This window comes from Streptomyces sp. NPDC001056 (genome assembly GCF_053598955.1).
Genome location: NZ_JBSFLI010000014.1, coordinates 112,490 through 135,150, shown reverse-complemented (window position 1 = coordinate 135,150; position 22,661 = coordinate 112,490). Strand labels below are relative to the sequence as shown.

General features: G+C 70.4%; 21 protein-coding genes and 1 pseudogene. 1 reads left to right on the top strand and 21 read right to left on the bottom strand.

Annotation, left to right across the window (positions count from 1 at the left end):
* The 21 genes and pseudogenes from ACWDD7_RS18765 to ACWDD7_RS18665 form a co-directional block, all read right to left on the bottom strand.
* Entirely contained in the window at positions 1-1,248 is a 1,248-nt protein-coding gene (locus ACWDD7_RS18765; protein ID WP_450458128.1) for an ATP-grasp domain-containing protein, read from the bottom strand.
* Positions 1,245-2,447 (bottom strand): aminotransferase class I/II-fold pyridoxal phosphate-dependent enzyme, encoded by a 1,203-nt coding sequence (locus tag ACWDD7_RS18760; protein WP_450458127.1) that lies wholly within the window; start codon positions 2,445-2,447, stop codon positions 1,245-1,247. Before ACWDD7_RS18760 ends, ACWDD7_RS18765 begins: the two co-directional genes overlap by 4 nt.
* A gap of 3 nt (positions 2,448-2,450) precedes the next feature.
* On the bottom strand, positions 2,451-3,272 hold the full coding sequence (locus ACWDD7_RS18755) for a 2,3,4,5-tetrahydropyridine-2,6-dicarboxylate N-succinyltransferase (protein ID WP_450458126.1): 822 nt from the start codon (positions 3,270-3,272) through the stop codon (positions 2,451-2,453).
* Positions 3,254-4,546 carry a diaminopimelate decarboxylase gene (locus ACWDD7_RS18750; protein WP_450458125.1) on the bottom strand — a complete coding sequence of 431 codons (1,293 nt, stop codon included), beginning with the start codon at positions 4,544-4,546 and terminating at the stop codon, positions 3,254-3,256. The genes ACWDD7_RS18755 and ACWDD7_RS18750 overlap by 19 nt, the downstream gene beginning before the upstream one ends.
* A 10-nt stretch (positions 4,547-4,556) precedes the next feature.
* Positions 4,557-5,258, bottom strand: a complete 702-nt coding sequence (locus tag ACWDD7_RS18745) for a class I SAM-dependent methyltransferase (protein ID WP_450458124.1) — start codon at positions 5,256-5,258, stop codon at positions 4,557-4,559.
* Between the two features lie 9 nt (positions 5,259-5,267).
* A complete protein-coding gene (locus ACWDD7_RS18740) occupies positions 5,268-6,644 on the bottom strand; it encodes a hypothetical protein (protein ID WP_450458123.1) in 1,377 nt (458 codons plus the stop codon).
* An 87-nt stretch (positions 6,645-6,731) separates the two neighbouring features.
* Positions 6,732-8,339: a GMC family oxidoreductase gene (locus ACWDD7_RS18735; protein WP_450458122.1), complete on the bottom strand. Its 1,608-nt coding sequence runs from the start codon at positions 8,337-8,339 to the stop codon at positions 6,732-6,734.
* 14 nt (positions 8,340-8,353) lie between these two features.
* On the bottom strand, positions 8,354-9,217 hold the full coding sequence (locus ACWDD7_RS18730; RefSeq protein ID WP_450458121.1) for a TauD/TfdA dioxygenase family protein: 864 nt from the start codon (positions 9,215-9,217) through the stop codon (positions 8,354-8,356).
* A gap of 49 nt (positions 9,218-9,266) precedes the next feature.
* Positions 9,267-11,105, bottom strand: coding sequence for an asparagine synthase (glutamine-hydrolyzing) (asnB, locus tag ACWDD7_RS18725; protein WP_450458120.1), 1,839 nt, complete (start codon positions 11,103-11,105; stop codon positions 9,267-9,269).
* A 230-nt stretch (positions 11,106-11,335) separates the two neighbouring features.
* Complete coding sequence (locus tag ACWDD7_RS18720) at positions 11,336-11,596, bottom strand: hypothetical protein (RefSeq protein WP_450458119.1); 261 nt, start codon at positions 11,594-11,596, stop codon at positions 11,336-11,338.
* A gap of 209 nt (positions 11,597-11,805) precedes the next feature.
* Positions 11,806-11,934: pseudogene (locus ACWDD7_RS18715) on the bottom strand (hypothetical protein); the annotation flags it as partial.
* A 115-nt stretch (positions 11,935-12,049) separates the two neighbouring features.
* Entirely contained in the window at positions 12,050-13,324 is a 1,275-nt protein-coding gene (locus ACWDD7_RS18710) for a cation:proton antiporter (protein WP_450458118.1), read from the bottom strand.
* The gene (locus ACWDD7_RS18705; RefSeq protein WP_450458117.1) at positions 13,321-14,286 is read right to left on the bottom strand and encodes a hypothetical protein; all 966 of its coding nucleotides are present in this window, start codon (positions 14,284-14,286) and stop codon (positions 13,321-13,323) included. Before ACWDD7_RS18705 ends, ACWDD7_RS18710 begins: the two co-directional genes overlap by 4 nt.
* Positions 14,287-14,310: 24 nt before the next feature.
* Positions 14,311-14,766, bottom strand: coding sequence for a GNAT family N-acetyltransferase (locus ACWDD7_RS18700; protein WP_450458116.1), 456 nt, complete (start codon positions 14,764-14,766; stop codon positions 14,311-14,313).
* Positions 14,767-14,811: 45 nt separating this feature from the next.
* A complete protein-coding gene (locus ACWDD7_RS18695; protein WP_450458115.1) occupies positions 14,812-15,732 on the bottom strand; it encodes a hypothetical protein in 921 nt (306 codons plus the stop codon).
* A gap of 72 nt (positions 15,733-15,804) precedes the next feature.
* Positions 15,805-16,083, bottom strand: coding sequence for a hypothetical protein (locus ACWDD7_RS18690; protein ID WP_351873118.1), 279 nt, complete (start codon positions 16,081-16,083; stop codon positions 15,805-15,807).
* Positions 16,073-16,999: a chlorinating enzyme gene (locus ACWDD7_RS18685; protein ID WP_450458114.1), complete on the bottom strand. Its 927-nt coding sequence runs from the start codon at positions 16,997-16,999 to the stop codon at positions 16,073-16,075. The genes ACWDD7_RS18690 and ACWDD7_RS18685 overlap by 11 nt, the downstream gene beginning before the upstream one ends.
* A 66-nt stretch (positions 17,000-17,065) precedes the next feature.
* Positions 17,066-18,016: an amidohydrolase family protein gene (locus ACWDD7_RS18680; protein ID WP_450458113.1), complete on the bottom strand. Its 951-nt coding sequence runs from the start codon at positions 18,014-18,016 to the stop codon at positions 17,066-17,068.
* Positions 18,017-18,028: 12 nt separating this feature from the next.
* On the bottom strand, positions 18,029-18,280 hold the full coding sequence (locus ACWDD7_RS18675) for an acyl carrier protein (RefSeq protein ID WP_450458112.1): 252 nt from the start codon (positions 18,278-18,280) through the stop codon (positions 18,029-18,031).
* Positions 18,277-19,812 carry an AMP-binding protein gene (locus ACWDD7_RS18670; protein ID WP_450458111.1) on the bottom strand — a complete coding sequence of 512 codons (1,536 nt, stop codon included), beginning with the start codon at positions 19,810-19,812 and terminating at the stop codon, positions 18,277-18,279. The genes ACWDD7_RS18675 and ACWDD7_RS18670 overlap by 4 nt, the downstream gene beginning before the upstream one ends.
* A 482-nt stretch (positions 19,813-20,294) precedes the next feature.
* Positions 20,295-21,305, bottom strand: a complete 1,011-nt coding sequence (locus ACWDD7_RS18665; RefSeq protein WP_450458110.1) for a LuxR family transcriptional regulator — start codon at positions 21,303-21,305, stop codon at positions 20,295-20,297.
* 322 nt (positions 21,306-21,627) lie between these two features.
* Here ACWDD7_RS18665 and ACWDD7_RS18660 point away from each other — a divergent pair, with 322 nt between their 5' ends.
* The gene (locus ACWDD7_RS18660; protein ID WP_450458109.1) at positions 21,628-22,650 is read left to right on the top strand and encodes a LuxR C-terminal-related transcriptional regulator; all 1,023 of its coding nucleotides are present in this window, start codon (positions 21,628-21,630) and stop codon (positions 22,648-22,650) included.
* The last annotated feature ends 11 nt before the right edge of the window (positions 22,651-22,661 follow it).

Genomic DNA, 22,661 nt, shown 5'->3' with positions numbered 1-22,661 from the left:
TCACGCGCCCTTCACGGTCAGCCGGAGCGCCCGCTCGGCGTGGTCGAGGGCGGCGCCGCACTCCTCGGCGGTGTCCGCGACCGCCGTGGCGAGGGCGATACGGCCGTCGATGAGGCCCTTGCGGGGCGGCGAGACGACGTCTCCCGGACCGACCAGCGGCTCCAGCAGGTCGAGGGCGGCGGGCAGTCCGTCGCGGTCGAAGTCCAGCGCGCCGATCGTGGTGTCGTCGGCCGGCGGGTAGAAGAACCGGATCCCGGCGTACGACGCCCTGCTCGCCGCGGTGTCCGGCTCCGCGCCGCAGGCCACGTCGGCCGCGGCCAGGCCGGGGTCGATACCGGAGGCGCGCAGGCCGAGGTAGGGGATGAGGTCGCCGCCGAGCCGCCCGTTGACCTCGATCAGCTTCGGGCCCTCGGGGGTCAGCCGGAGCTCGGTGTGGGTCCAGCCGTCGGTGACGCCGAGGACGCGGTGGATGCCGGTGAGGACGCGCAGCAGCTCCGGGTCGGTGAGCAGCGGGTCGGCGGCGCTGACGCGGTGGCCGGTCTCCTCGAAGTACGGCGGGAACCCGACCTCCTTGCGGCCCACGAAGACGGGTGTGACGCGGCCTTCGTGGACCACGGAGTCGACGCTGACCTCGGGGGCGTCGAGGTACTCCTCGACGAGGACCAGCTCGGCGAAGTCGGGGTTGTGCGGGACGTGGACGTCGCGGGTGGCGTCGAACTGGTCGGCCAGTTCGGCCGCGTCGTGGACCAGGACGACGCCCTGGCTGCCGCCGGCGGCACGCGGCTTGAGCACCACGGGCCAGCCGAGCTTGTCGGCCGCGGCGAGCGCCTCGTCGAGGCTGCCGGCCAGGGCGAACTCCGGCTGGGGCAGGCCCGCTTCGGCGAGCGCGGTGCGGGTGGCGTACTTGTCCCGGCAGCGCCGGACCGCGTCGGGCGGGGTGCCGGGCAGGCCGAGTTCCTCGGCGACCAGGGCCGCCTGCACGATGTGCTCCTCGTGCCAGCTCATGACGCCGGCCACCGGCTGCCCGGCGGCGATCTCGCGGGCCGCCTCCAGCACCGACCGGGCACCGGTGTCGGGGACGACCGTGTGGCCGGAGAGGTGGGGCAGCTCCCAGGTGGGCTCGGCCGCGTCGATGAGGTGGACGCGGTAGCGGCCGGCGATCGAGCGCAGGAGGTATTCGCGGTACCGCCGGAGCCCGCTGGTGATGACCAGCAGCAGCGGCTTGTCGTCGGGTCGCGTCAGCGTCATGCGGAGACGTCCTCGCAGAGAAGAAGGTCGGTTCGGGTCAGGCTCGCGCACAGGCGGAGCAGTGCCTCGCGCATCAGCGGCTCGTCGTGGACGAGGGCGATACGGAGGTGTCCGGCGCCGGGGTTGACGCCGTCGGGCCCGTCGGCCGCCAGGTAGCGGCCGGGCATGACGGACAGCGCCTGGTCGCGCCAGAGGTGCCGGGCGGCGGCCTCGTCGTCGTCGACCGGCAGCCAGAGGAAGAACCCGGCGTCGGCCCGGCGGTATCCGGGGACGGCGGCCAGGATTGCGTCGGCGAGGGCCCAGTTGGCGGCCAGTTCCCGGCGGGCCCGCTCCACATGGGTGTCGTCGTCCCACAGCCGCGCGGCGGCGGCGCAGACCGGCAGCGGGGTCGAGACGCCGCACACCCGGTTGTACCGGGCGTAGTCGGCCACGGTCTCGGCGTCGCCGGCGGCGAAGCCGCTGCGCAGTCCCGGCGCGCCGGACCGCTTTGACAGGGTGTGCAGGACGAGGAACCGGCCCGGTGCTGCCACCCCTCGCTCCACCAGCGAGAGGTAGCCGGCCGGTGGACGGGACAGCGCCAGGTCGGTGTAGCACTCGTCGACGAGGAGCAGGGCGTCCGCGGCGCCGGCGGCGCGGGTGGCCGCGCGCAGGAACTCCGTGGAGAGGAGTTCGCCGCGCGGATTGCCCGGGTCGCAGACGATGACGGCGGCAACCCGGGCGCCCGCCGCCGCGACGGCGTCCTCCAGCGCGGGGCTCCCGCCGCAGGGGTCGTAGAACACCGGTCGTGCTCCTGAGGCCACGGCGGCGGCGTGGTACGTCGGGTAGAACGGGTTCGGCATGACGACCGCGGCCTCGCCGCCCGCCCGCCGTACCCGCTCCACCGCGCGCGCGACCGCCACGGCCAGGGCCTGCTTGGTGCCCGGCGTGGGCTCGACCGCGACGGTGGAGCGGTCGAGGAGCCGCCCCACACCGAACCGGCGGCGCAGCCAGCCGGTGTACGCGGTGCGCAGTTCGGAGGTGCCGCCGAGGCGCGGGTAGCGGGTCCAGCCGTCGGGGTCGGCGAGGAGCGCGGTGTCGACGCCGCCCGTGCCCAGCCGGGACTCGCCGAGGTGGAGCTGGACGGGGGCGAGTCCGGCCGGGGCGGGGATGCCCTGCTGGAGTGCGCGCAGCCGGGCGAACGCGCTGGCGACGTGGTCCATGGGTCAGTCCCGCACCAGGTCGTTCAGTGCCGTCCTGCCGCGGGTGCGCTCGTCGGCGTACTTCATGATGACCGCGGCGTACGTGGACAGTTCGGGGCGGCGCGGGTCGGTGCGGGTGCCGGGGACGACGACGGCGTTCTCGGGGACCTCGCCGCGGGTCACCTCGCCGGTCGCTCGGTCCACGATCGGTGTGGAGGCGCCCAGGTAGACGCCCATGCCGATGACGGCTCCGCGCCGCACCCGCACGCCCTCGGCGATCTCGCTGCGGGCGCCGACGAAGACGTCGTCCTCGATGACGACGGGGCTGTCGCCGATCGGTTCGAGGACGCCGCCGAGGCCCGCGCCGCCGGAGATGTGGCAGCGGTCCCCCACCTGGGCGCAGGAGCCGACCGTCGCCCAGGTGTCGATCATCGTCCCGGCGCCGACGTAGGCGCCGATGTTGACGAAGGACGGCATGAGGACGGCGCCCGGGGCGATGTGGGCGCCGCGCCGCACGACCGCGCCCGGCACCACGCGGATCCCGGCCTTCTCGAAGTCCGCCTCCTGCCAGTGCTCGAACTTCAGCGGGATCTTGTCGTAGCTCTTGGGCCGGCCCGGGCCCGCGTCGGCGACGGCGTTCGTCCCGAGCGGGAAGGAGAGCAGGATCAGCTTCTTGACGAAGGGGTCGGCGGCCCAGGTGCCGTCCACGGGGTTCGCGGCGCGCAGTTCGCCGCGGTCCAGGGCGTCGAGGCCGGCCTCGATGTGCGGGGCGAGCCGGGCGAGTTCGGTCTCGGTCAGCTCGGCCCGGCGCTCGAAGGCGTCCTCGATCAGCGGTCGGGAGTACATGGGGCACACTCCTGTCGTGCGTGCGGTGCGAGGGGAAGGACGGCCCCGGGCCGGGCGGGAACGGTGGTGACGTAGTCGTCGTAGGTCTCGGCGCGGCGGATCTCGACGACGTCGCCGTCGCGGGTGAGCAGGAGCTCGGCGGGCCTCAGACGGCCGTTGTAGGTGAAGCCCATCGCGTGGCCGTGCGCGCCGGTGTCGTGGACGAGGAGGACGTCCCCCTCGCGCGGGTCGGGCAGCGGCCTGTCGATCGCGAACTTGTCCATGTTCTCGCACAGAGAGCCGACGACGTCGTACGGCGCCTCCGTGCGGTCCTGCGCGAAGGGCAGGGTGATGTGGTGGTAGGCGCCGTAGAAGCCGGGGCGCAGCAGCGCGGACATCGAGGCGTCCACGCCGACGATCTCCCGGCCCTTGCTGCACCGGTTGATGACGGTGGTCACCAGGACGCCGTGCGGGCCGGTGACATAGCGGCCGCACTCCATGAGGATGCGGGGCGCGGAGCGGGGGAAGCAGCGGCGGCGGGCGGCGAGGATCGCGTCGGCGTAGCGGCGGAAGTCGAACGGGCGGTCCTCGGGGCGGTACGGGATGCCCAGGCCGCCGCCCACGTTGACGTAGTCGAGCTCGATGCCGGCCTCGGCGGCGACGCGCGCGCCGAGTTCGATGACGTCCGTCGCGGCGCGTGCGGCGCGGTCCACGTCGAGTTCGTTGGCGCAGATCATGCCGTGGATGCCGAACCGGCGGGCGCCGCGCGCCTTCGCCTCGCGGTAGGCGTCGGCCAGTTGGCCGGCGGGCACCCCGAACTTCGTGGCCCGCGCGTCGCCCATGAGGCGGGAGCCGGCCGACAGTCCGTGCGGGGAGACGCGGAAGGCGACCGTGTCGGGCAGCGGGTCGGCCTTGTCCAGGGCCGTCCGGTCGTCGAAGGTGATCAACGCGCCGTTCTTCAGGGCGAGTTCGAATTCCGTGCGGGCCGTGTTGTTGGAGGTGAAGACGGTGTCGCCGGGCCCGGCGCCGAGGCTGGCCGCCAGCTCCAGCTCCACCGGGGAGGCGCAGTCCAGGCCGCTGCCCTCGGCGAGCAGCAGGGACAGGATGTGCGGGTTGGGCAGCGCCTTGACGGCGAAGTACTGGCGGTACGGCTCGCCCTGGAAGGCGTCCGTCATGGCGCGGTAGGTGTCGACGATGCCGGCGGCGTCGTAGATGTGGAAGGGCGTTCCGTAGGCGGCCGTCAGGTCCTTGAGCAGGGGCCTGAGGCGGGCGGAGAAGGCGTCTGCGATGGGCACGGCTCCCCCTTTACGGAACGCGCGCGATGCAGATCGTGCGGTTGCGCATGCCGCTGACCGGGCGCAGGTAGGGGAAGTAGTAGCTCTCCACCGTCCGATAGCCGCGGGCCGCCAGGCGTTCGGCGAGGTAGTCCTTGGACAGGTACCAGAAGTCCGCGACCCGCTGGTGCGGGGCGTAGGGCGCCTCCTGGTCCTGCGGGGCGTCGTTGGAGAAGACCAGGTAGGCGCCGGACTTCAGGCCGAGGGAGGCCAGTTTGTCCAGGGCGGGCCCGGTCTCCCGCTCGGCGTCGAAGAGGTGGCCGAGGAAGCCGTCCGCGTAGATGATGTCGGCATCGGCGACGTCGGCGGGCCGCAGGGTGTAGTAGTCGGCGGTGAAGGCGTCGACACCCTTCTGCCGGGCCAGTTCCACGGCCTCCTCGTTGAAGTCGATGCCGCGGACCGTGCGGCCGAGGCCGACGACGACGCCCTCGACGGCGGCGTTGCCGCAGCCCAGGGAGAAGACGGACGCCCCGTCCCCGGTCAGCGAGAGCAGTTTGAGCGCCATGTGCGAGCGGTATTCGGGCACGTACGTCGACGGCGTGACCGAGTCGTTGAACGCGCCGCCCCTCTCCCAGATGGCGTAGATGCTCTCCGCTTCGCTGCCGGTGGAGCGCTGCGCCGTGTAGTAGTCACGCACCTGGGCAAGGTCCTGGTTCGCCTCAGTGATCATCATGTCCTGCTTTCAGGAGTCGGAGGTGGCGGTGGTGTGGAGGTGCTCTTGCGTGTACTCGACGGACCGGAAGGGCTCCGGACGAAGCCGCTCGACCAGCGCCGCGAGCGGGGCGGCCGTGGCCGGGCCGTAGTTCCGGCAGAGGCGGACGGCCCGGCCGGCGTCGGTGGCGAGGAGGGTGTCGGCCAGGACGCGGGCCAGCGAGCGCAGACCCGCGAGGACGACCTCCGGCTCCCCCGTCAGCCGCGGGGTGCCGGTGAGGTCGAGGGCGCCGAGCTGGACGAAGTAGGACAGCTGGAGGAACATGCCGTCGCTGTCGGGGAAGTGACCGAGGCCGCGGTCGGTGTAGCGCAGGCACTCCGCGAGGTAGTACGCGACGCAGTCCGCGGGGTCGATACCGAGGCGGGGAGCCCAGACGTCGGCGAGGATCAGGATGCCGAAGACATCGGCGGCGACCTCCTGGAGGACCACCGAGGCCCAGCGGTCGGCCGCGTTGAGCTCCTTGTAGTCGGTGGCGGGCCGGTGTACGAAGTGGCCGAGTTCGTGGCTGAGGACCCCCAGGGTGGGGATGGCGGCGAAGCGCGGGTCGGCCGGGTCGAACTCCACGCCGATCTCCAGGAACCGCCGCGCGAGGGGCGCGGAGACGGTGTCGAGCAGGGCGCGGTGCGTGTTGGCGAAGTAGTACGTCTTCTTGAACGGCGAGTACTTCACCCCCTCGTCCTCGGGGAGGAAGTAGGCGATGTGCTTGGGGTGGAGGTTGCCCTCGCCCGCCATGAAGAACAGCTCGGCGGCGCCGAAGGCCGGCAGGTCGCCCAGGCGCAGGTCGGCGTGGAGCCCGCGCAGGTGGGCGGCCACCTCGTCGCGGTCGGCGAGGGCCTCGGTGACCAGGCGCTGGCGCTCGTCGTCGGCGCGGCAGCCGAAGGCGGTGGGCAGGCCGCGGACCTCCTTGCCGTACCAGGTGGAGATCTGGCCGGCGACGACCGTGAAGTCCTCCTCCAGCGCGGCGAGTTCGCGCAGGATGTCGTCGTCGTAGCCGTCCTGGACGGCGCTGGCGCGCAGTTCGGCGGCCCTGCGGTCGGCCTCGCCCGGCAGGTGCTTGGCGACGTCGCGCACCGCCTCGGCGATCGCCATCGGGTCGTTGAAGCGGCGGCGGGCGGGTACGCCGATCTCCTTCACCCGCCGCCACTCGGCCTCCACGGCGGCCTTGAGGTCCGCGAGGGCCCGGCGGAACCCGTCGCCGAGGGCGGGGGTGGCTCCGGCGAGGTCCAGGCAGCCCAGCGCGTAGGCGCCCGCGGGCGGCCAGAAGGCGCTGCGGTGGGTGCGGTACGAGCCGGCCCTGGCGAGGTTGGACGGGTGGTCGAAACGGTCCGCCGTGAGGTTTTCAGGCATGGGAGTTCCCGTTCTGGAATCGAATGCTGGTGAAGAAGCTCCGCGGGGAATCGGCGTACGGCCGGTGTACGGTCCCGGGAACGGCGGCTACGCGCGGGTCCGGTCCTTGTGGTCGGCCAGGACGAGGGCGGCGCCCTTCTCACCGATCATCATGCTCGCGGCGTTCGTGTTGCCCGAGACCATGGCCGGCATGACGGAGGCGTCGATGACGCGCAGACCCTGCACGCCGTGCACGCGCAGCCGCTCGTCGACCACCGCCATCGGGTCGTCGCCCATGCGGCAGGTGCCCACCGGGTGGTACGAGGTGTCCCCGTGCTGCCGTGCGTAGGCGAGCAGTTCGTCGTCGGAGCGGACCTCGCTGCCGGGCGTCAGCTCGAACGCGCGGTACGCGTCCAGGCTCGGTTCCTCGACGATGCGTCGGCCGATGCGCATGCCCGCGAGCAGCGTGGCGCGGTCGGCCTCCGACTCCAGGAAGCGGGTGCGGATCGACGGCGGGGTCAGCGGCTGCCGGGAGCGGATGTGGATGGAGCCCTTGGACTCCGGGCGCAGCGGATAGACGCCCAGGGTCATGCCGGGGGCCGTGTCGAGGCGCCGGCTGCGGCCGCCACCGTAGCTCGCGGGGGCGAAGTGGAACTGGATGTCGGGGCGGGTCAGGGAGGCGTCGGAGCGGACGAAGCCGTGGCCGAGGGCGATCGGCAGGCTCAGCAGGCCGCGCCGTTCGCGGGCGTAGCGGCCGATCTCGCGGACCAGGCCGAGGCCGCGGGAGCGCTCGTTGAAGGTGATCGGGCGCCGGACCCGCCAGCGCAGCCGGGCGGCGAAGTGGTCGCGGAAGTTCTCACCGACGCCGGGCAGATGATGCACCACCGGCACGCCGACCTCGCCGAGGAGGTCCGCCGAGCCGATGCCGGAGAGCTCCAGCAGCTGCGGGGACTGCACGGCTCCGGCGCTGACGATCACCTCGTGGGCGCAGTCGGCGCTTTGGTCGGTGTCGCCGCGCCGGTAATCGACGCCGACGCAGCGCTTGCCGTCGAAGCGCAGGCCGGTGACGTGCGCCTCGGTGACCAGGGTGAGGTTCGGGCGGCGCCGGGCCGCCTTGAGGTAGGTGCCGGCGGCGGAGGAGCGGCGGCCGCCCTCGTGGTTGACCTGGTAGTAGCCGAAGCCCTCCTGGTCGCCGGAGTTGTAGTCCGGGTTCTCGGGGTAGCCGGCCTTGACGGCGGCGGCGAGGAAGGCGTCCGTGAGCTCGTCGCGGTCGCGCGGAAGTCCGACGGCGATCTGCCCGGCGCGGCCGCGGTTCGCGCCCTCGATGCCGGCGACGCGCTCCATGCTGCGGAAGTACGGCAGCACACCCTCCCAGGACCAGCCCGGGTTGCCCAGGCGCTCCCAGTCGTCGTAGTCCTCGCGCTGGCCGCGGACGAAGATCATGCCGTTGATCTGGTTGGAGCCGCCGAGGAGGCGGCCGCGGGGGATGTTCACGCTGCGGCCGTCGAGGGTGGGGTCGGCGTCGGTCTCGAAGCACCAGTCGTACTTCGGGTTCCCCATCAGCACCGTCTCCGCGGCGGGAACGGTGAGCAGCGGGCTGCGCCGTTCGCTGCCCGACTCCAGCAGCAGCACACGGATCGACGGGTCCTCGGTCAGCCGGCCGGCCAGCACACAGCCGGCCGCACCCGCGCCGACGATGATGTAGTCGTATCGCACCGGTGCCCGCCCCCTCACGCGGCCTCGGCCGCCGCGGCGGCCGGGCGGCGGCCCGTGATCGTCGTCCGGTGCAGCAGCCGGCGGTGGTTGACGTGGTCGTAAGGCGTTGCCCGGTGCATCGCGCTGCGGTTGTCCCACAGGACGATGTCGCCGATCTGCCACTGGTGGCGGTACGTGAATCGCGGCTGGATCGCGAACTCCTGGAGGAAGGTGATCAGCGGCGCGCTCTCGTCCTCGGACAGGCCCTCGATGCGCCAGGGCACGTTGCCGCCCGCGTAGAGCGCCTTGCGGCCGTTCTCCTCGTGGACGCGCACCAGCGGATGCGCCACGTCGGCCCACTCGGCGCGCTCCTTCTCCGTGGGCGCCGGCCGGTCGGGGTAGTTGTACGGCCGTGACTGGACGCGGCTGATGACGACCTTGAGGTCCTCGATGCGCTCCTTGACCGCCTGCGGCAGCGCGTCGTACGCGGCGAACATGTTGCCGTACCAGGTGTCGCCGCCCGTCGGCGGTATCTCGCGGGCGTACAGCATCGAGCCCACCGGCGGGTCGGTCAGATAGGCGCCGTCGCTGTGCCAGACGCGGCCGCTGTAGGCCGAGCCGATCGGCTTCCCGTCCTTGGCGAGGTTGGACAGGATGAGGATCTCGGGGTGCTCGGCATCGTTGAACTGCGAGCGGGTGTAGGCGAAGACCTCGCCGAAGCGCCGGGTGAACTCGATGTGCTGGACCGGGGTCATGTCCTGGCCGCGGATCAGCAGGACGGTCGTGTCGATCCAGGCCTGGTAGATCCGGTCGAAGTCACGGTCGGACAGCGGCCGGGTGACGTCGACACCGCGGACCTCCGTGCCGATGTCGCCGGTGATGGGGACCAGTTCAAGCATGAAGGGGTACTCCCTGGGGTTTTCAGTCGGTACGTCGGCGGCGCCTGGGTCAGGGGAGAGCGACCTGGTACTCGTCCATCCAGTGCCGCATCTCGACGAGCTGGATCAGCAGGGCGGCCTGGTTGGAGCCGCCGGGCAGCTCGCCGTGGACGGCGCCCGCGGAGATCTGCCGGATCAGCCCGTTCGTCCGGTCGGTGTCGAACAGCGGCTTCAGCGGCGAGGCCTCGTCGTTGACGATCCAGGTCGCCTCGCGGACCAGGGTCCGGTCGTAGTCGGGGTTCTGCACGTGCGGATAGGCACTCTTCCTGCGGTTGAGGGTGCTCGGCGGCAGGATGTCCGCCATGGCCGCCTTCAGCAGTCCCTTCACTCCGCCCCGCGACTTCAGCTCCCAGGGCACGTTCCACACGTACTGGAGGAGGCGGTGGTCGCAGAAGGGGACCCGGACGTCGAGTCCGTGCGCCATGCTCATGCGTTCCTTGCGGTCCAGGATCACCGAGAGCGGGCCGGACAGACCCAGGAAGAAGATCTCGCGGATCCGGGCGTCCTCGGCGCTCTCGCCCGCGAGCCGGGGCACCCGCGCCAGCACCTCGGCGTAACGGGCGCGTTCGTCCTCCTCCGGGTTCACCGCGGCGAGCAGGTCGGGGACGAGGTAGCGGGACAGCTTCGGGCCGTCGAAGAGCCAGGGGAAGCGGTCGGCGGCCAGGACCTCCGGCTTGAAGAAGTACGGGTAGCCGCCGAACACCTCGTCGGCGGCCTCGCCGGTCAGCGCGACGGGGCAGTTGTTCCGGATCTGCTGGAAGATCAGGTACATCGAGGCGTCGAACTGGCCCCAGCCGGGAAGGTCGCGGGCGCGCCGGGTGGCGGGGATGACGTCCAGCAGGTCCTGCACGGACGCGGTGAGCGTGGTGTGCCGGGTGCCGATGAACTCGGCGGCCTCGGCGGCATAGGGGGCGTCGATGTCCGGGCGCAGCTCGGTGGCCACGAAGTGCGCCGGGTCGCTCTCGAACCGCACGCAGAAGGTGGCCAGTTCGTGGGCCGGGTCCTCCTTGCGCAGGGCGCTCGCGGCGAGGGCGGCGACAGAGGTGGAGTCGACGCCGCCGGAGAGCATCGCGCCGAGCGGGACACCGGTGGTGAGCTGCCGGCGCACGGTGTCGTCGAGGAGTTCGCGCACCCGGCGGGCGCTCTCCTCGAAGGAGTCGTGGTGCGGCTCGCTGACGAGCTGCCAGTAGCGCCGCCGGGTCAGCCCCGACTCGGTGTACGTCAGCACATGGGCCGGCTCCACCTCGTAGAGGTCCTTCAGCGGGGTCTCGCCCGGCTGGGCCAGGCGCGGCTGGAGGACGACGGGCAGCGCCGAGAGCTCCAGGCGCGGCCGGAAGAGGGGGTTGGCGATGATGCCCTTGGGCTCGGAGGCGAAGAGGATGCCGCCGTCGTACGGGTGGTAGTACAGGGGCTTGACGCCGATCCGGTCGCGGCCGAGGTGCAGGCGCCGGGTGCGGCCGTCCCAGATCGCGAAGGCGAAGGCGCCGTTGACCCGGTCGACGAAGTCGGTGCCCCACAGGAAGTAGGCCTGCAGGAGGGCCTCGGCGGTGGAGCCGTCGCGCAGGGCGCCGCCGGCCGCCTCGATGTCGCGGCGCAGCTCGTCACCGTTGTAGACCTCGCCGGTGTGCGCCGCGTACACGGTGTCGCCGCTGATGCCCGCGCTCGCGGGCCGTGCGTCGTCAGGGCGTCCCGTGGCCAGGCCGCGGTGGCCGATGGCGGCGTGCTCGCCGATCCAGACGTCCTGGGTGTCGGGGCCTCTGTGCCGCATCGTCTCCGTCATCGAATGCAGCAAGCCGTGCTGATCGCCCAGATCGCGCCGGAAGTCGATCCAGCCCACGACGCCACTCATTGAGTTCCCCTCCAGGGTACGAAGAATTCTTCAAACAGTGCGGAAAACGCTGGGTGTTGAGACGGTGGGCGGTACGACGATCAACGGGAACGGCGGTGTGCGAAGAAATTCGGGATTCTCTTCCCGCCCGAATTCGGCGCCGGGAACGACTGTGCCAGAAGAAGCGCCGCCGTAGATCTTCCCGCCGTGGGCATCAAGTTGCCTGGCAACTTGATGCCCACGGAGACAAATCAGACATGCCCGCGTACGGCGACGGCCGTCCCCACCAGCCCGTGGCCCTGCCCTTCCAGGACCCGCCGGCGTCCGGTGAACCGGTCCACGCGGGCGCCGGCCACCACGGGGCCGGGCACGCGCAGCGCGGCGGCGAACGTGCCGCTGTCCGCGTCGGGCGCGACGGCGCAGTCCGGGAAGCCGAGCCGTCGCCCCGCCAGGGGGAACCATGCCTTGCAGACGCCCTCCTTGGCGCTGAACAGGACGCGTTCCCAGGCCACTTGGGGGCGGCTGCGGGCCGGCCGGGCCAGGTGGCGCCGATCACCCGGGCAGCGCCACCCCGCCGATCACCCGGGCGGGGCAGCGGGCGTGTGCGGTTCGCCGTCGATGCCGAGGGAGGCGAGGACGTCGTCCCGGACCACGGCGGCGGCGCGGTAGCCCGGCAGTGGGTCATGCCGCCGACGATGCCGTCGGGCCAGGACGGGGCGTGCCGCGCCCAGGCCTCGACTCCCCCGCGGGGCACGACCGGCACCGGGGCCACCCAGAGACGGGCCGGCGCGGTGCGCGCGCACATCCGGACCGTGGCGAACTCGCGCCGGCGTTCGTCGGACGTGGACAGGGCGACGAGCGCGCGCTCCTCGGGGAAGAGGTCGACGACCGGGGGTCCTCGAAGACCTCGGCGAGCCCGGCCTGCGGGGGCAGCAGCCCGGCGAGCAGCGCGGGCCGTGCCGGGATCACCGGAGCGGGCCGGCCACCGCGCGCGCCCGGGGTCGCCCGACGAGGTCCGGATCCAGCAGCGTCGGGCTGTCGTCGCCGCGCCCCATGAGCCGGCCGAGCAGCGGGCCGGTCATGACGGTTGTGACGACGGCCATGACGACGAACAGCGAGTAGAGCCGCTCGTCGAGGAGCCCCGCCTCCAGGCCGACGCCGAGCGCGACGAGTTCGGTGAGCCCGCGGGTGTTCATCAGGCTGGCCAGGACCGCGGAGCCGCGGGCCGGGAGCCCTTGGGAGCGGGCGCCGAGCCAGGTGCCGGCGAACTTGCCCGTGACGGCCACGACCGTGATCCAGCCGAGCTGGACGAGGCCGTCAGTGCCGATGCCGGACAGGTCCACCTTCAGGCCCGCGACGATGAAGTAGACCGGCAGCAGCAGCGCGGTCGAGTGCTCCGTGCGCCGCAGCAGGCCCTCGTGGGCGGCCTGGTGCAGCCGGGGCATGACGAGTCCGAAGAGGAACGCGCCGATCACGAAGTGCAGTCCGAGCAGCTGGGTCACGGCCGCCGAGCCCAGGGCCGCGGCGGCGACGACGGTGACGTCACCGGCCGACAGCGGCTCGTCGGCCCCCCGCCGGGTCAGGAACCGGGCCAGCAGGGGTCGTACGCCGAAAGCGAGCACGAGGGCGTACGGGACGACCAGCAGCACCTTCCAGGGGTACGCTCCGCTCGCGCCGGCCAGCGCCTGGAGGCCGGCCAGCGTCGTCCACGCGGCAAGGTCGCAGAACGCCGCCGCGGACAGGGCGACGGCGCCCAGCCAGGTGCCGTTCATGCCGCGGTCGGCGAGGATGCGGGCGAGGACCGGGAAGGCCGTCACCGACACCGCGACCCCGGTGAACAGGACGAAGGCGAAGCGGTCGGCGGGGGCGTAGGAGCGCAGGAGGTACATCCCGAGCAGGATGCCGAGCGCGAAGGGCACCAGGGTCGAGCCGATGACGGTGACCCCGGTGAGCCGGCCTGAGCCGCGCAGTCGGGCGAAGTCGAACTCCAGGCCGATGACGAACATGAACAGCACCAGGCCGAGGTTGGCCACGGCGCCGAGGTACGGCCGTATCTCCGTCGGGAACAGCGTGTCCGCCACCGCTCCGTGCAGGAGGGTCGGGCCCAGCAGCACTCCGACCGCGATCTCCCCGATGACCGACGGCTGGCCGAGCCGGCGGGCGACCCACCCAGCGGCCCGGCCCACCGTGATGATCAGGGCGATGTCGGCGAGGAGCACCGCTGTCTGGAACTCCGTCATGTCCGGCCCCCGGCCCCGGCTGCCCCCGCGACGGCCCGCAGCCGGGACAGCAACTCCAGCTCGGCCTGCCGGAGCCCGAGGCAGGCCTCGGCGGTCCATCGGGCGTCGACGGTGCCCGTCACCTGGGCGAGGAGCAGCTGGTTCAGCACCTCGGCGCCGCCCCGCACGATCCGGTCGAGGAGCTCGTCCACGGCCGTGTCTCCGGCCGCGTGCCGCATGTACTCCCTGAGGCCGATGCGTGAGCCCTGGTAGAGGGAGAACGCGCCGTGCAGGGAGGCGATGACGCGCTCCGGCGCGATCCAGCGGCAGGAGATGAGGTCCGCCACCCTGGCCAGCAGCGCGTGGCTGTCCTGGTACCGGTCGAGGAGGGCGGCGAAGGCCTCGCGGGTGCCCTCCTCGGCCTGCGCCGGGTCGAGGTCCTTGGTCGTGTAGTACCGGACGCGGCGCAGTTCGTTGTTGTCGAAGGCGGCCGCGATCACGTCCTCGGGGTAGGTGTACGAGCACAGCAGGCTCGCCGGGTTGTCGTCCACGACGTGCCACTGGCCCGTGTCCGTGTCGTACCCGGTGAGCACGATCGAGTGGACCAGGTGCTTGGTGCGGTACTCGGGGCAGTGCGGCCAGTAGAAGACGTCGCCGACGAGGATGGCGTAGCCCTCCTGGGCGACGACGTCGAGGAGCAGGCCGCGGGCGTCGGCGTAGGAGTCGAACTCCGCCTCCTCCTTGACGATGCCGATGCGCGCGAGGTCGTCGGGGTCGAGAATTCCGCTCTCGAAGTCGTACTTGGGGCGCTGTTCTCTGACGACCTGCCGCAGGATCTCGTCCGTGCTGACCAGGCAGCGAAAGAGCAACTGATGGACAGGGTGCCCGCGTTCGGCGAGCATCACCAGGGATTCACGCTCGTAGCAGTTCAGGAACAGCCGGCTGTACAGCGTTCTGTCGTAGGGGTAGGGAATGTCTTTCATCAACCGTCCCCTTCGGGTTGGGCGCTAGAGAAGGCGCGTCATGAACGCGCTGTTGGGGTCTTCCTGGTAATCCGCAAAGGGAGCGCAGTAGGTGAAGTCGAACTTCTCGTAGAGCGCGCGGGCGGGGGCGAAGAACTCGGTCGCGCCGGTCTCCAGGCTGAGCCGGCGGTACCCCATGCCGCGGGCCTCGGAGATGATGTGGGCCAGCAGCTTCGAGGCCACGCCGGTGCGCTTGCGGGTGGGTTCGGTGCGCATCGACTTGATCTCGGCGTGGCCCTCGTCGATGCGCTTGACGGCACCGCAGCCGACCAGGGTGTCGCCGTCGTAGGCGGTCCAGAAGGTGACTTCGGGCACCCGCAGTCCGTCGAGGTCGAGGGCGTGCTTGCTCTCCAGCGGCGTGATGGCCCGCATCTCCTGGACATGCGCTTCGAGGAACTCGGCGATGTCGCGTCCGGAGAGGTCGTCCACTGAGATCTTCATGCGTCTCACCTTTGCTGTGTTCGTCTGCTGGTTCGTCCGGCGGGTTCAGGCCCCTGCGAGCAGTCCGCAGGCGAAGAAGCCGGGGGCCGAGGCCAGGGCCAGGTACGTCTCGTCCGGGCGGATCCCGACCTGGTCGTGGTAGTCGGCCAGGTTGATCATCCAGTCGGAGTTGCCGCAGTGGCCATAGTTCTCCATCGGCCCGGTGAAGTGCAGCTGATCCCGGCCGATCCCGGCAATGGTGGCGTTGAACAGCGCCACCGGCCGGTAGAGGTTGGTCGGGAAGACCTTCGTGACGTCGGAGGCGGTGACGTCACGCGCCCCCAGGGCGGCGGCGAGGGAGGTCTGCGCCACCTGCTGCCGCGACAGGAACGAGTCCCGGCCGAGCAGGCCCGCGTGGTCGACGCCGACGGCGGCCGACAGCAGGCGCACCAGGCCCTCTCCGCGGGTGATCAGACAGCTGGCCACGGCGTCGCTGAACAGGGCGAACGACCTGACCCGGTCGGCGTCGTCGGGCGTGAAGTCGAGCGAGACGAGGACGATGGTGCGCACGCCGTCCTCGGCCAGCAGGTCCCGGGCATGCCGCAGCGCGGCGAGCGAGCTGCAGCACTGCTGGAAGGAGAGCATCACCGGTACGCAGTGGACCAGGCCGAGGGAGCCGAGCACATGGGCGGCGAAGTCGGGCCGCAGCGAAGCGAGCCGGGCGTCGCTGGTGGCGAAGACGATACGGTCGACGTCCGCGGGTCGGACGGCGCCGTCCCGCAGGGTGGTGCGCACCGTCTCGATCACGTAGTCCTCGACGGGGCCGGAGAACCTGCGGAAGGTCCGGCAGCCCATGGCGGCGAACTCGGCGTCCGGCGACTGCTCCCGCCACAGCCGGTCGAACTCCGGTATGTCCTGCGGCTTGCGTTCCACCGCACCGAAGGTGCACGCGAAGGAGCCGATGCCGATGTGTTGGTGGTCAGTCACTGTCTCCCGTTTCCGTCGGCCCGACCCGGCGGCCGAGGGGCCGCCGGGTCGGGGAGCGCGGTGCCACGAGCCTCACTTCGCCGCGGCGAGTGCGCTCTCGTCTATCTCGCGGATGACGGAGACGATGCCCTCGACGTCACCCAGCCTGGACACCCACTCGGGCCGGAGCTGGACGCTGTCGTTCGCCTTCTCCTTGATGTAGTTCACGAGGACGAGAATGATGTTCAGGGAGCTGATGCCCAGCTCCTCCCGGGTGGTGGCCCGGTCGACGTCCTCGCGGGTGATGCCCTGCGTCATGGGCTGGGTCTGCAGGAAGTCCGCGAACTTGGTGCGGTAGTCGTCAGCGCTCATCGGTCTCGACCTTCTTGAAGGGGACGCCGTTCAGGTTCTTGTCGTGGATCCGGTTGTGGCCGTACTTGTCCTCGCCGGAGACCAGAACGCTGCCGTGGTAGTCAAGGCTGATCGTGTCGCCGAACTCGCTCAGGCTGTCGACGTTCTCGTAGACCTTCACCGACGGCGCCACATAGCGCGAGGCGTAGCCGAGGCGGGTGGTATCGCTGACGTTGGGCAGGGAGCCGTGAATGCACTTGGCCAGGAAGATGACGAACTGGCCGGGCTTCATCTCCATCTCGAAGACTTCTTCCTGGTCCGGGTTCCAGTCCTTGTCGAGCTGGAGCTCGGAGTAGTCGTAGCCGAAGAAGTCGTGGGACTTGCTCTCCACGTCGTAGGTGAGCGGCTTGGACTCGTCGTAGTACCACTTCTTGTGGCTGCCGGGGATGTAGCGCAGGCAGCCGTTCTCCTTGCCGGCCGGGGAGAACGCGGTCCACACGGTGAGTTCCTGGGTGTACATCTCGCCCTTCTCCGTGTACTTCAGGGAGGGGGTCGCGTTCGTGGTGGTCTCGCCCACCACGAACGTCTCGACCTGGTGCCAGCCGGTGCCGGCATCGCCCGGCGCCTTCTTGAAGATGTTGGACTTCCAGCACAGGATGTCGTCACCGATGAGGCTGCGCAGCTTGTGCACGATCTCGGGCCGGCTGATGTGCTCGGACAGCGTGTTGCAGTCCAGGTGGCGGTCGTAGTTGATGACCGTCGAGTCGTGCGGCTTGTTCTGCGAGGTGACCATCTCGATCATGGCCTGGTTCCAGAGCAGTGGAGCCTCGTCCTCAGGGTAGAGGTCGAACGGACCGACGAAGCCGTTCTCCTGGAAGAACTCGATCTGTTCGTCGGTGAGGCCGAGGAACTGGGTCTCGGTCGCGCTTTCAGACACGTCGCTGCCCTTCTGTAACCGGGGTTAGGAGTGAAGCGGGGGTGGAAAGCCGGGGAGCGGAGGGGGTCACACGGCGGCCGGAGCCGCGGACTTCAGCTTGTTCTTGCCGAGCAGCCGGGCCGCGTTCCCGTGGAAGAAGAGCTCCCGGTCGGCGTCGGTCATCGACTCGGGGAAAGCCCCTTCCTTCTCCAGCTTCTCGACGAGGCTCAACTGGCGTCCCTGAAGCCGGAACACCGGCCAGTCGGTGCCGAAGAGGATCTTGTGGTTGATGCCGCGGCGGAACAGCGTGTTGAGCGCCGTGGCCCCGAATGCCTCGTAACCGCTGACGTCCACATAGACGTTGGGGCGGTTGTTGCACAGCATCGCGACCTCGTCCGGGTAGTGGACGCTGCCGTGGGCCAGGACGAAGTCGATGCCGGGGAAGTCCTTGGCGGCCTTGTCGACGTAGATCGGCCGGGCGATCTCGAAGTCGAGGACCGGCGAGGTGGCCCCGATGTGCGACAGCACGGGAAGGGAGTACTGCGCGCAGATCTCGTAGTACGGGTACAGCAGGTCGTCCGAGAGCTTGTAGCCGCACGGCGGGTACAGCTTCATGCCGTCGAACCCGTAGTCGACGACGGCCTTCTCGAACAGCGCGAGTCCGTCGTCGCCCCAGCGCGGGTCGACGCCCACCAGCACCCGGAACCGGCCGGGGTGGCGGTCCACGACGGCCTTGTGGTGGTCGACGAGCTCCTCGATGGTGTGGGTGCTGTCCTTGAGCGCGAAGGTGAAGTCGGGCAGCAGCAGGACGGACTCGGCGATGCCGGCCTCGTCCATCTGCTTGACCAGTTCGTCGCAGAGCGGGTCGGTCAGCGTGCCCGCGTGCATGCGCGCGACCTTCTCCCGGGAGACGGGCAGGCCCTTGCTCGCCAGCGCCACCGTCATGTTGTCGACCACGCCGTCGTTGAACGACCTGGGAAAACACATCTCGGAGGCGATGTGAGCATGGAAGTCGATGATCGTCTGTGTGTCGTTCATGCCGGACGCCTCTCAGCCCTGCCGGACGATGTCGATGATGTCCGACACGAACTCGGCGGCGACGAACCTGTCGACCTGGCCGAAGGCGTCGATGCCGGTCTTCTCCTCCAGGACGAAGACAATGCTCATCAACGCGAGGGAGTCGAGTCCAAGATCGCCTCTCAGGCTCATTTCGGAGCGGATTCCGCCCTTGGCCGCCTTCTTCGGGATGACGCTCGCGATGATCTGGCAGATCTCTTCGTCGCTCGCTTGACTCGTGTTCAACGTCCCACTCCGGTCCGTTCGGCGAAGACACTTCGTATGACCGCGCTCCGGTCGATCTTGAAATTTCTGGTCAGCAGGCCGTCCTCGACCGTCAGTTCGGCCGCAGGCCGGAAGAGGGTCTCCGAAATCCTGAACGCGGATTCCCGCTTCTTGTTCGTCTCGTCCAGGTACGCCTCGACCTGCGCCATCTGCTCGGCGGACCGCTTGTCGTCGAGCCAGACCACGCAGGTCAGCAGCCCGCTGCCGTCCGGCGAGGCGACCATCGCGCGGACGCCGGGGCATGCCTTCTCCAGGCCCAGTTCGAGCTCCTCGGGGTTGATCTTGACCCCGCTGCGTGTGATGATCACGTTCTTCTTACGGCCCTTGAGCCGCAGGAAGCCCGCCCGGTCGAACTCGCCGAGGTCGCCGGTGGCGATCCGGTCGTCGCCGAGGAAGACCGCGTCCTGCGTCTCCACTCCCTCGAAGACATAGCCGAGGCACTGGGGGTACCGGGTGCGGACGGTGACCTCGCCGTCGTCGGCGACGTCCACGCCGATCCGGTCCACCGGGCGCCCGGCGCTGCCGGTGCGGTGCCGCCCCGGCAGGTTGAAGGCGATCCAGCCGATCTCGGTGCTCCCGTAGACCTCGAAGAGCGGTGCGCCGAGCCGCTGGAACAGCCGCACCGTGCGCGGCGGCACCGGAGCGGATCCGGTGAGCATCAGCCGCACCCGCGAGCCGTACATGTCCAGCCACTTCCGCCCCAGCCGCGCCCGCAGCCCACGGCTCAGCCCGCCGGGGGCGAGCGTGTGCAGGGCCGTGGCGAGGAGATACGGCAGCCTCTCGCGCAGGCCGGCCGAGCCGACCCGGTTGGCGGCGAGCTCGAAGAAGGAGGGCGGGCCGAGAACGATCGTCGGCTCGAACTCCCTGAGCTTCTGGAACATGCGCTCCGGCGCGACGACCGTCACGTCGGTGCCGTACCGGACGGCCGTGTAGAGCAGGTACCGCTGCTGGAAGTTGGAGAACGGCATGACGATCAGCAGGTCGTCGTCCGCGGTGAGCTCCCATGCCTCCGCGGAGGTGCGCATGGTGTTCTCCACCCCCTTCGCGGACATCAGCAGGCCCTTCTTGCTGCCCGAGGTCCCCGACGAGAAGGCGACGGTGAAGACGTCCCCGGACAGCGGCTGGCGACCGCCGTCCGGGACGCTCCTTCTGACGAGCTTCAGCGGGCGCTCCCCGAGGACCGCGACGCCGTCCGGCAAGCCGGAGTCCGACGCGAGCGGCTGGGTCGAGAGCACCGCCGAGAGCCCGTACTTCCGCGCGAGTTCGTCCACCGTCGCGGCGCCGGTCCGCTGTTCGAGCGGCAGCGCCACCGGGATGCTGCCCAGGCCCAGGAGGGCCAGGTCGGCGAGGACCCACTCGTAGGAGTTCGGTCCGGTGATCCCCACCAGGTCACCGGGCTCGATTCCGGATTCCCGCAACTCGGCCATGAGTTCCAGGACGTCTTCATGAATCTGCGGGAAATACTTGGTGACCAGTTTTCCGGCGACGGACATGAATCGCATCCGGCGTTCGGGATGCTCCGTCAGGCTCTGGTACAAATCATTGATCGACGACACGAGGCTTATCCCCAGCCGGTGTCGCCGGCCGGGGCGGTCGTCGCACTCACGGCGGTTTGCTGCTGCCGGGTCGCGGAAACCTCCACGCTGCCCAGGACGGCCATGATGATCGCGATTCCCGCAACAGTCGCCTTGCCGAAGCGATTCACTTTCCAGTCCCTCACTCAGTCCGTTCCACACCTTGTCTCGGTTCTCGCGAATTCCGCCGCGCCCCGCTGCGGGCCCCGAACCGATCTGTCATCAAAGTGCCAGGACACCGGGCCGGATGGTGGAGAAAAGGCGGAGCATCAAGCTGCATGGCAACTTGATGTCCAACAGGAGAAAAAGGGCATACATCGCAAGCGGCGGATCATTCGGGCTGCGGAGCAGGGGGGGAAGGAACTTGCGGCGACGCGACGACACTGGCGCGTCGCCCGGGGTCACTTGGACCGCTCCTGGAGGGCCAGCAGATAGCCGGCCTGGAAGCGGCTCTCGGCGTCGAGAGCCGACATGATCTCGGCGACATGACGTCGGCAGGTGCGGACGGACATGCCCAGCCGGCGGGCCACGGCCGCGTCCGTCATACCGGCCGTGAGCAGCCGGACGATGGCGTCCTTGAGGTCCTCCATGATTTCCGGCCTGGTGTCCGCCTCGACCGCGAAGGGCTCGGCCGTCAGCCACAGCCGCTCATAGGCCTCGACCATGAACGCCACGACGTACGGGTTGCGGACCACCACGGCGCCGTTGGGGTTGCCCGGGGTCGCGAACACCGCGCACTCCCGGTCGAAGATCAGGAGCCGCATGAACTGGTCGTCCAGCGTGCGCACTTGGGCACCGAGACGGGTCACCTGCTCCACGTAGGAGTGGGTGCCCCGGCTGGAGCGGGCGGTGTGCTGGTAAAGGATCCGCATCTCGACGCCCCGGCTGAGGGTGTCGTAGTCCCGCGGTGCGGCCTCCACCAGCACGTCCTCGCGACGGCCGCCGCCCGGCTGTGCCGTGAGGATCTCCCGGCGGGCCTTGGCCGACAGATCGGCGATCGCCGCGCGCACGTCGGGGAGGCTGTCGATGAGCTCGATCTGCTTGCGGTTCTCGTGCGCCAGCAGGCTGGCGTCGAAGACCGGCGAGAACGACACCAGCCGCCGTCTGATCTCCTCGACCCGGGCGCGCCGTGCGTGCAGCTCGGACTCCAGAGGAAGCAGCACGCGGGTGGTCGCCTCGTCGGGCGACACCGCGACGAAACCGCGCCCCGGACGGTTCACCAGCAGTCCCAGCGCTGTCAGTTCGGCCAGCGCCTCGCGGAAGTCCCCCTCTCGTACATCCAGTTGAGCCGACGCCTCCTCCACGTCGAGCGCCACCCCGTCGCACCGGGTCGCATCGAGCATGAATCCGTACACGCGCCGCAGAAGTCCACCGTCCAGGAACTCCTCCGGAACGTCCCTGTGTGTCTTCACTTTTCACCTTCTCGTCCCCATGGCAACTTGCTGCGTTGCAGCAACCGGCCCCGGGACGATATAGGTCAGAAGGAGATCTTGTTAAGGTGCGGTCCGAGTAGTGGACACGCCCGGCGTTCATCCCTTCCCCGGCTCGACACCACCATTCTTTGCGTTTTCAGGGCGATTCGCCAGAGTTAAACCCTGTCCAATTCTGTTCGTGTCCCATAACCGAAATCCCATTCCGCCAGCCGTGGACAACTCGGCCGGCCCGCCCGGCGTGCTTGAATCGGCTGCTCACGGGCCTAGGTGTCGCATGGGGTCGTATGGGGGGTGCACAGCCGTGCCTGATGTCCGTAGGAGCCACGCCGAGGAGTTGTACGCCCGGATCGCCGGGGACCCGCTCTGGCGGCCCGAGCAGGTGTGCCGCGAACTGGACTGGTCCGACGAGGAGCTCGCCACCGCGGTCGGGGAGCTGGCGAAGCTGAGCCTGCTCGTCGAGTCCAGGACGGCGCCCAGTGGCTGGACGGTGCTGACCCCCGAGTCGGCGGTCCACACCCTGGTCGACCAGGCGATGCGCTCCTCGCTGTCCGTCCTCGACGAGGTGGTGGACATGCGCCGCTCCGTCAAGAGCCTGGTCACCACTTTCCAGCCGATCCACTGCCGCAGCGTCACCGAGCCTCAGCTGGACATCCTGCTCGGCGAGGCGGAGGTCACCGCGGCACTGGAGAACGCCACCCGCCACGCCCGCTACCGCGTGCTGTCCATGCACCCCGGCAGGCCGCTGCCGGCTCCGGCGCTGCACAGCGGGCTGGAGCGGGACACGGCCGCGCTGGAGCGCGGCATCGAGATCCGCACCATCCACCTCGCCTCCGCGGCGGCCGCGCCTCATGTCGCGGACTACCTGCGCCGTCTGGGCGAGCTCGGCGGGCAGGTACGCACCGCCCATGTGCTGCCCATGCGGCTGATCGTCATCGACCACACGCTCGCCTTCGTCGCCCTCCCCCGGTCGCTGAGGGCGCCCGACGGCACGGTGGCGTCCGTACGGGTCCGCGGCGAAGTGCTGGTCGGGATCCTTGAGGACGTCTTCGACCACTGCTGGGGCGGCGGCACACCCCCGGTGCCGCGAACGGCGGGCGCCGGTCCCCGGGAGCCGGAGTCCGACAGGCCCGGGCTCACCGAGCGCCACCGGCAGATCCTCCAGTTGCTCTCCGGCGGGCTGACCGACGAGGCGATCAGCCGCAAACTCGGGGTCTCGGAACGCACGGTGGGCCGCCAGGTCGCCGAACTGATCAGCAGGCTCGGCGCGGAGAGCCGCTTCCAAGCCGGGGTCAACGCCGCCCTGCTGGGCTGGCTGGGGCCCTGAGCCGGACGGCC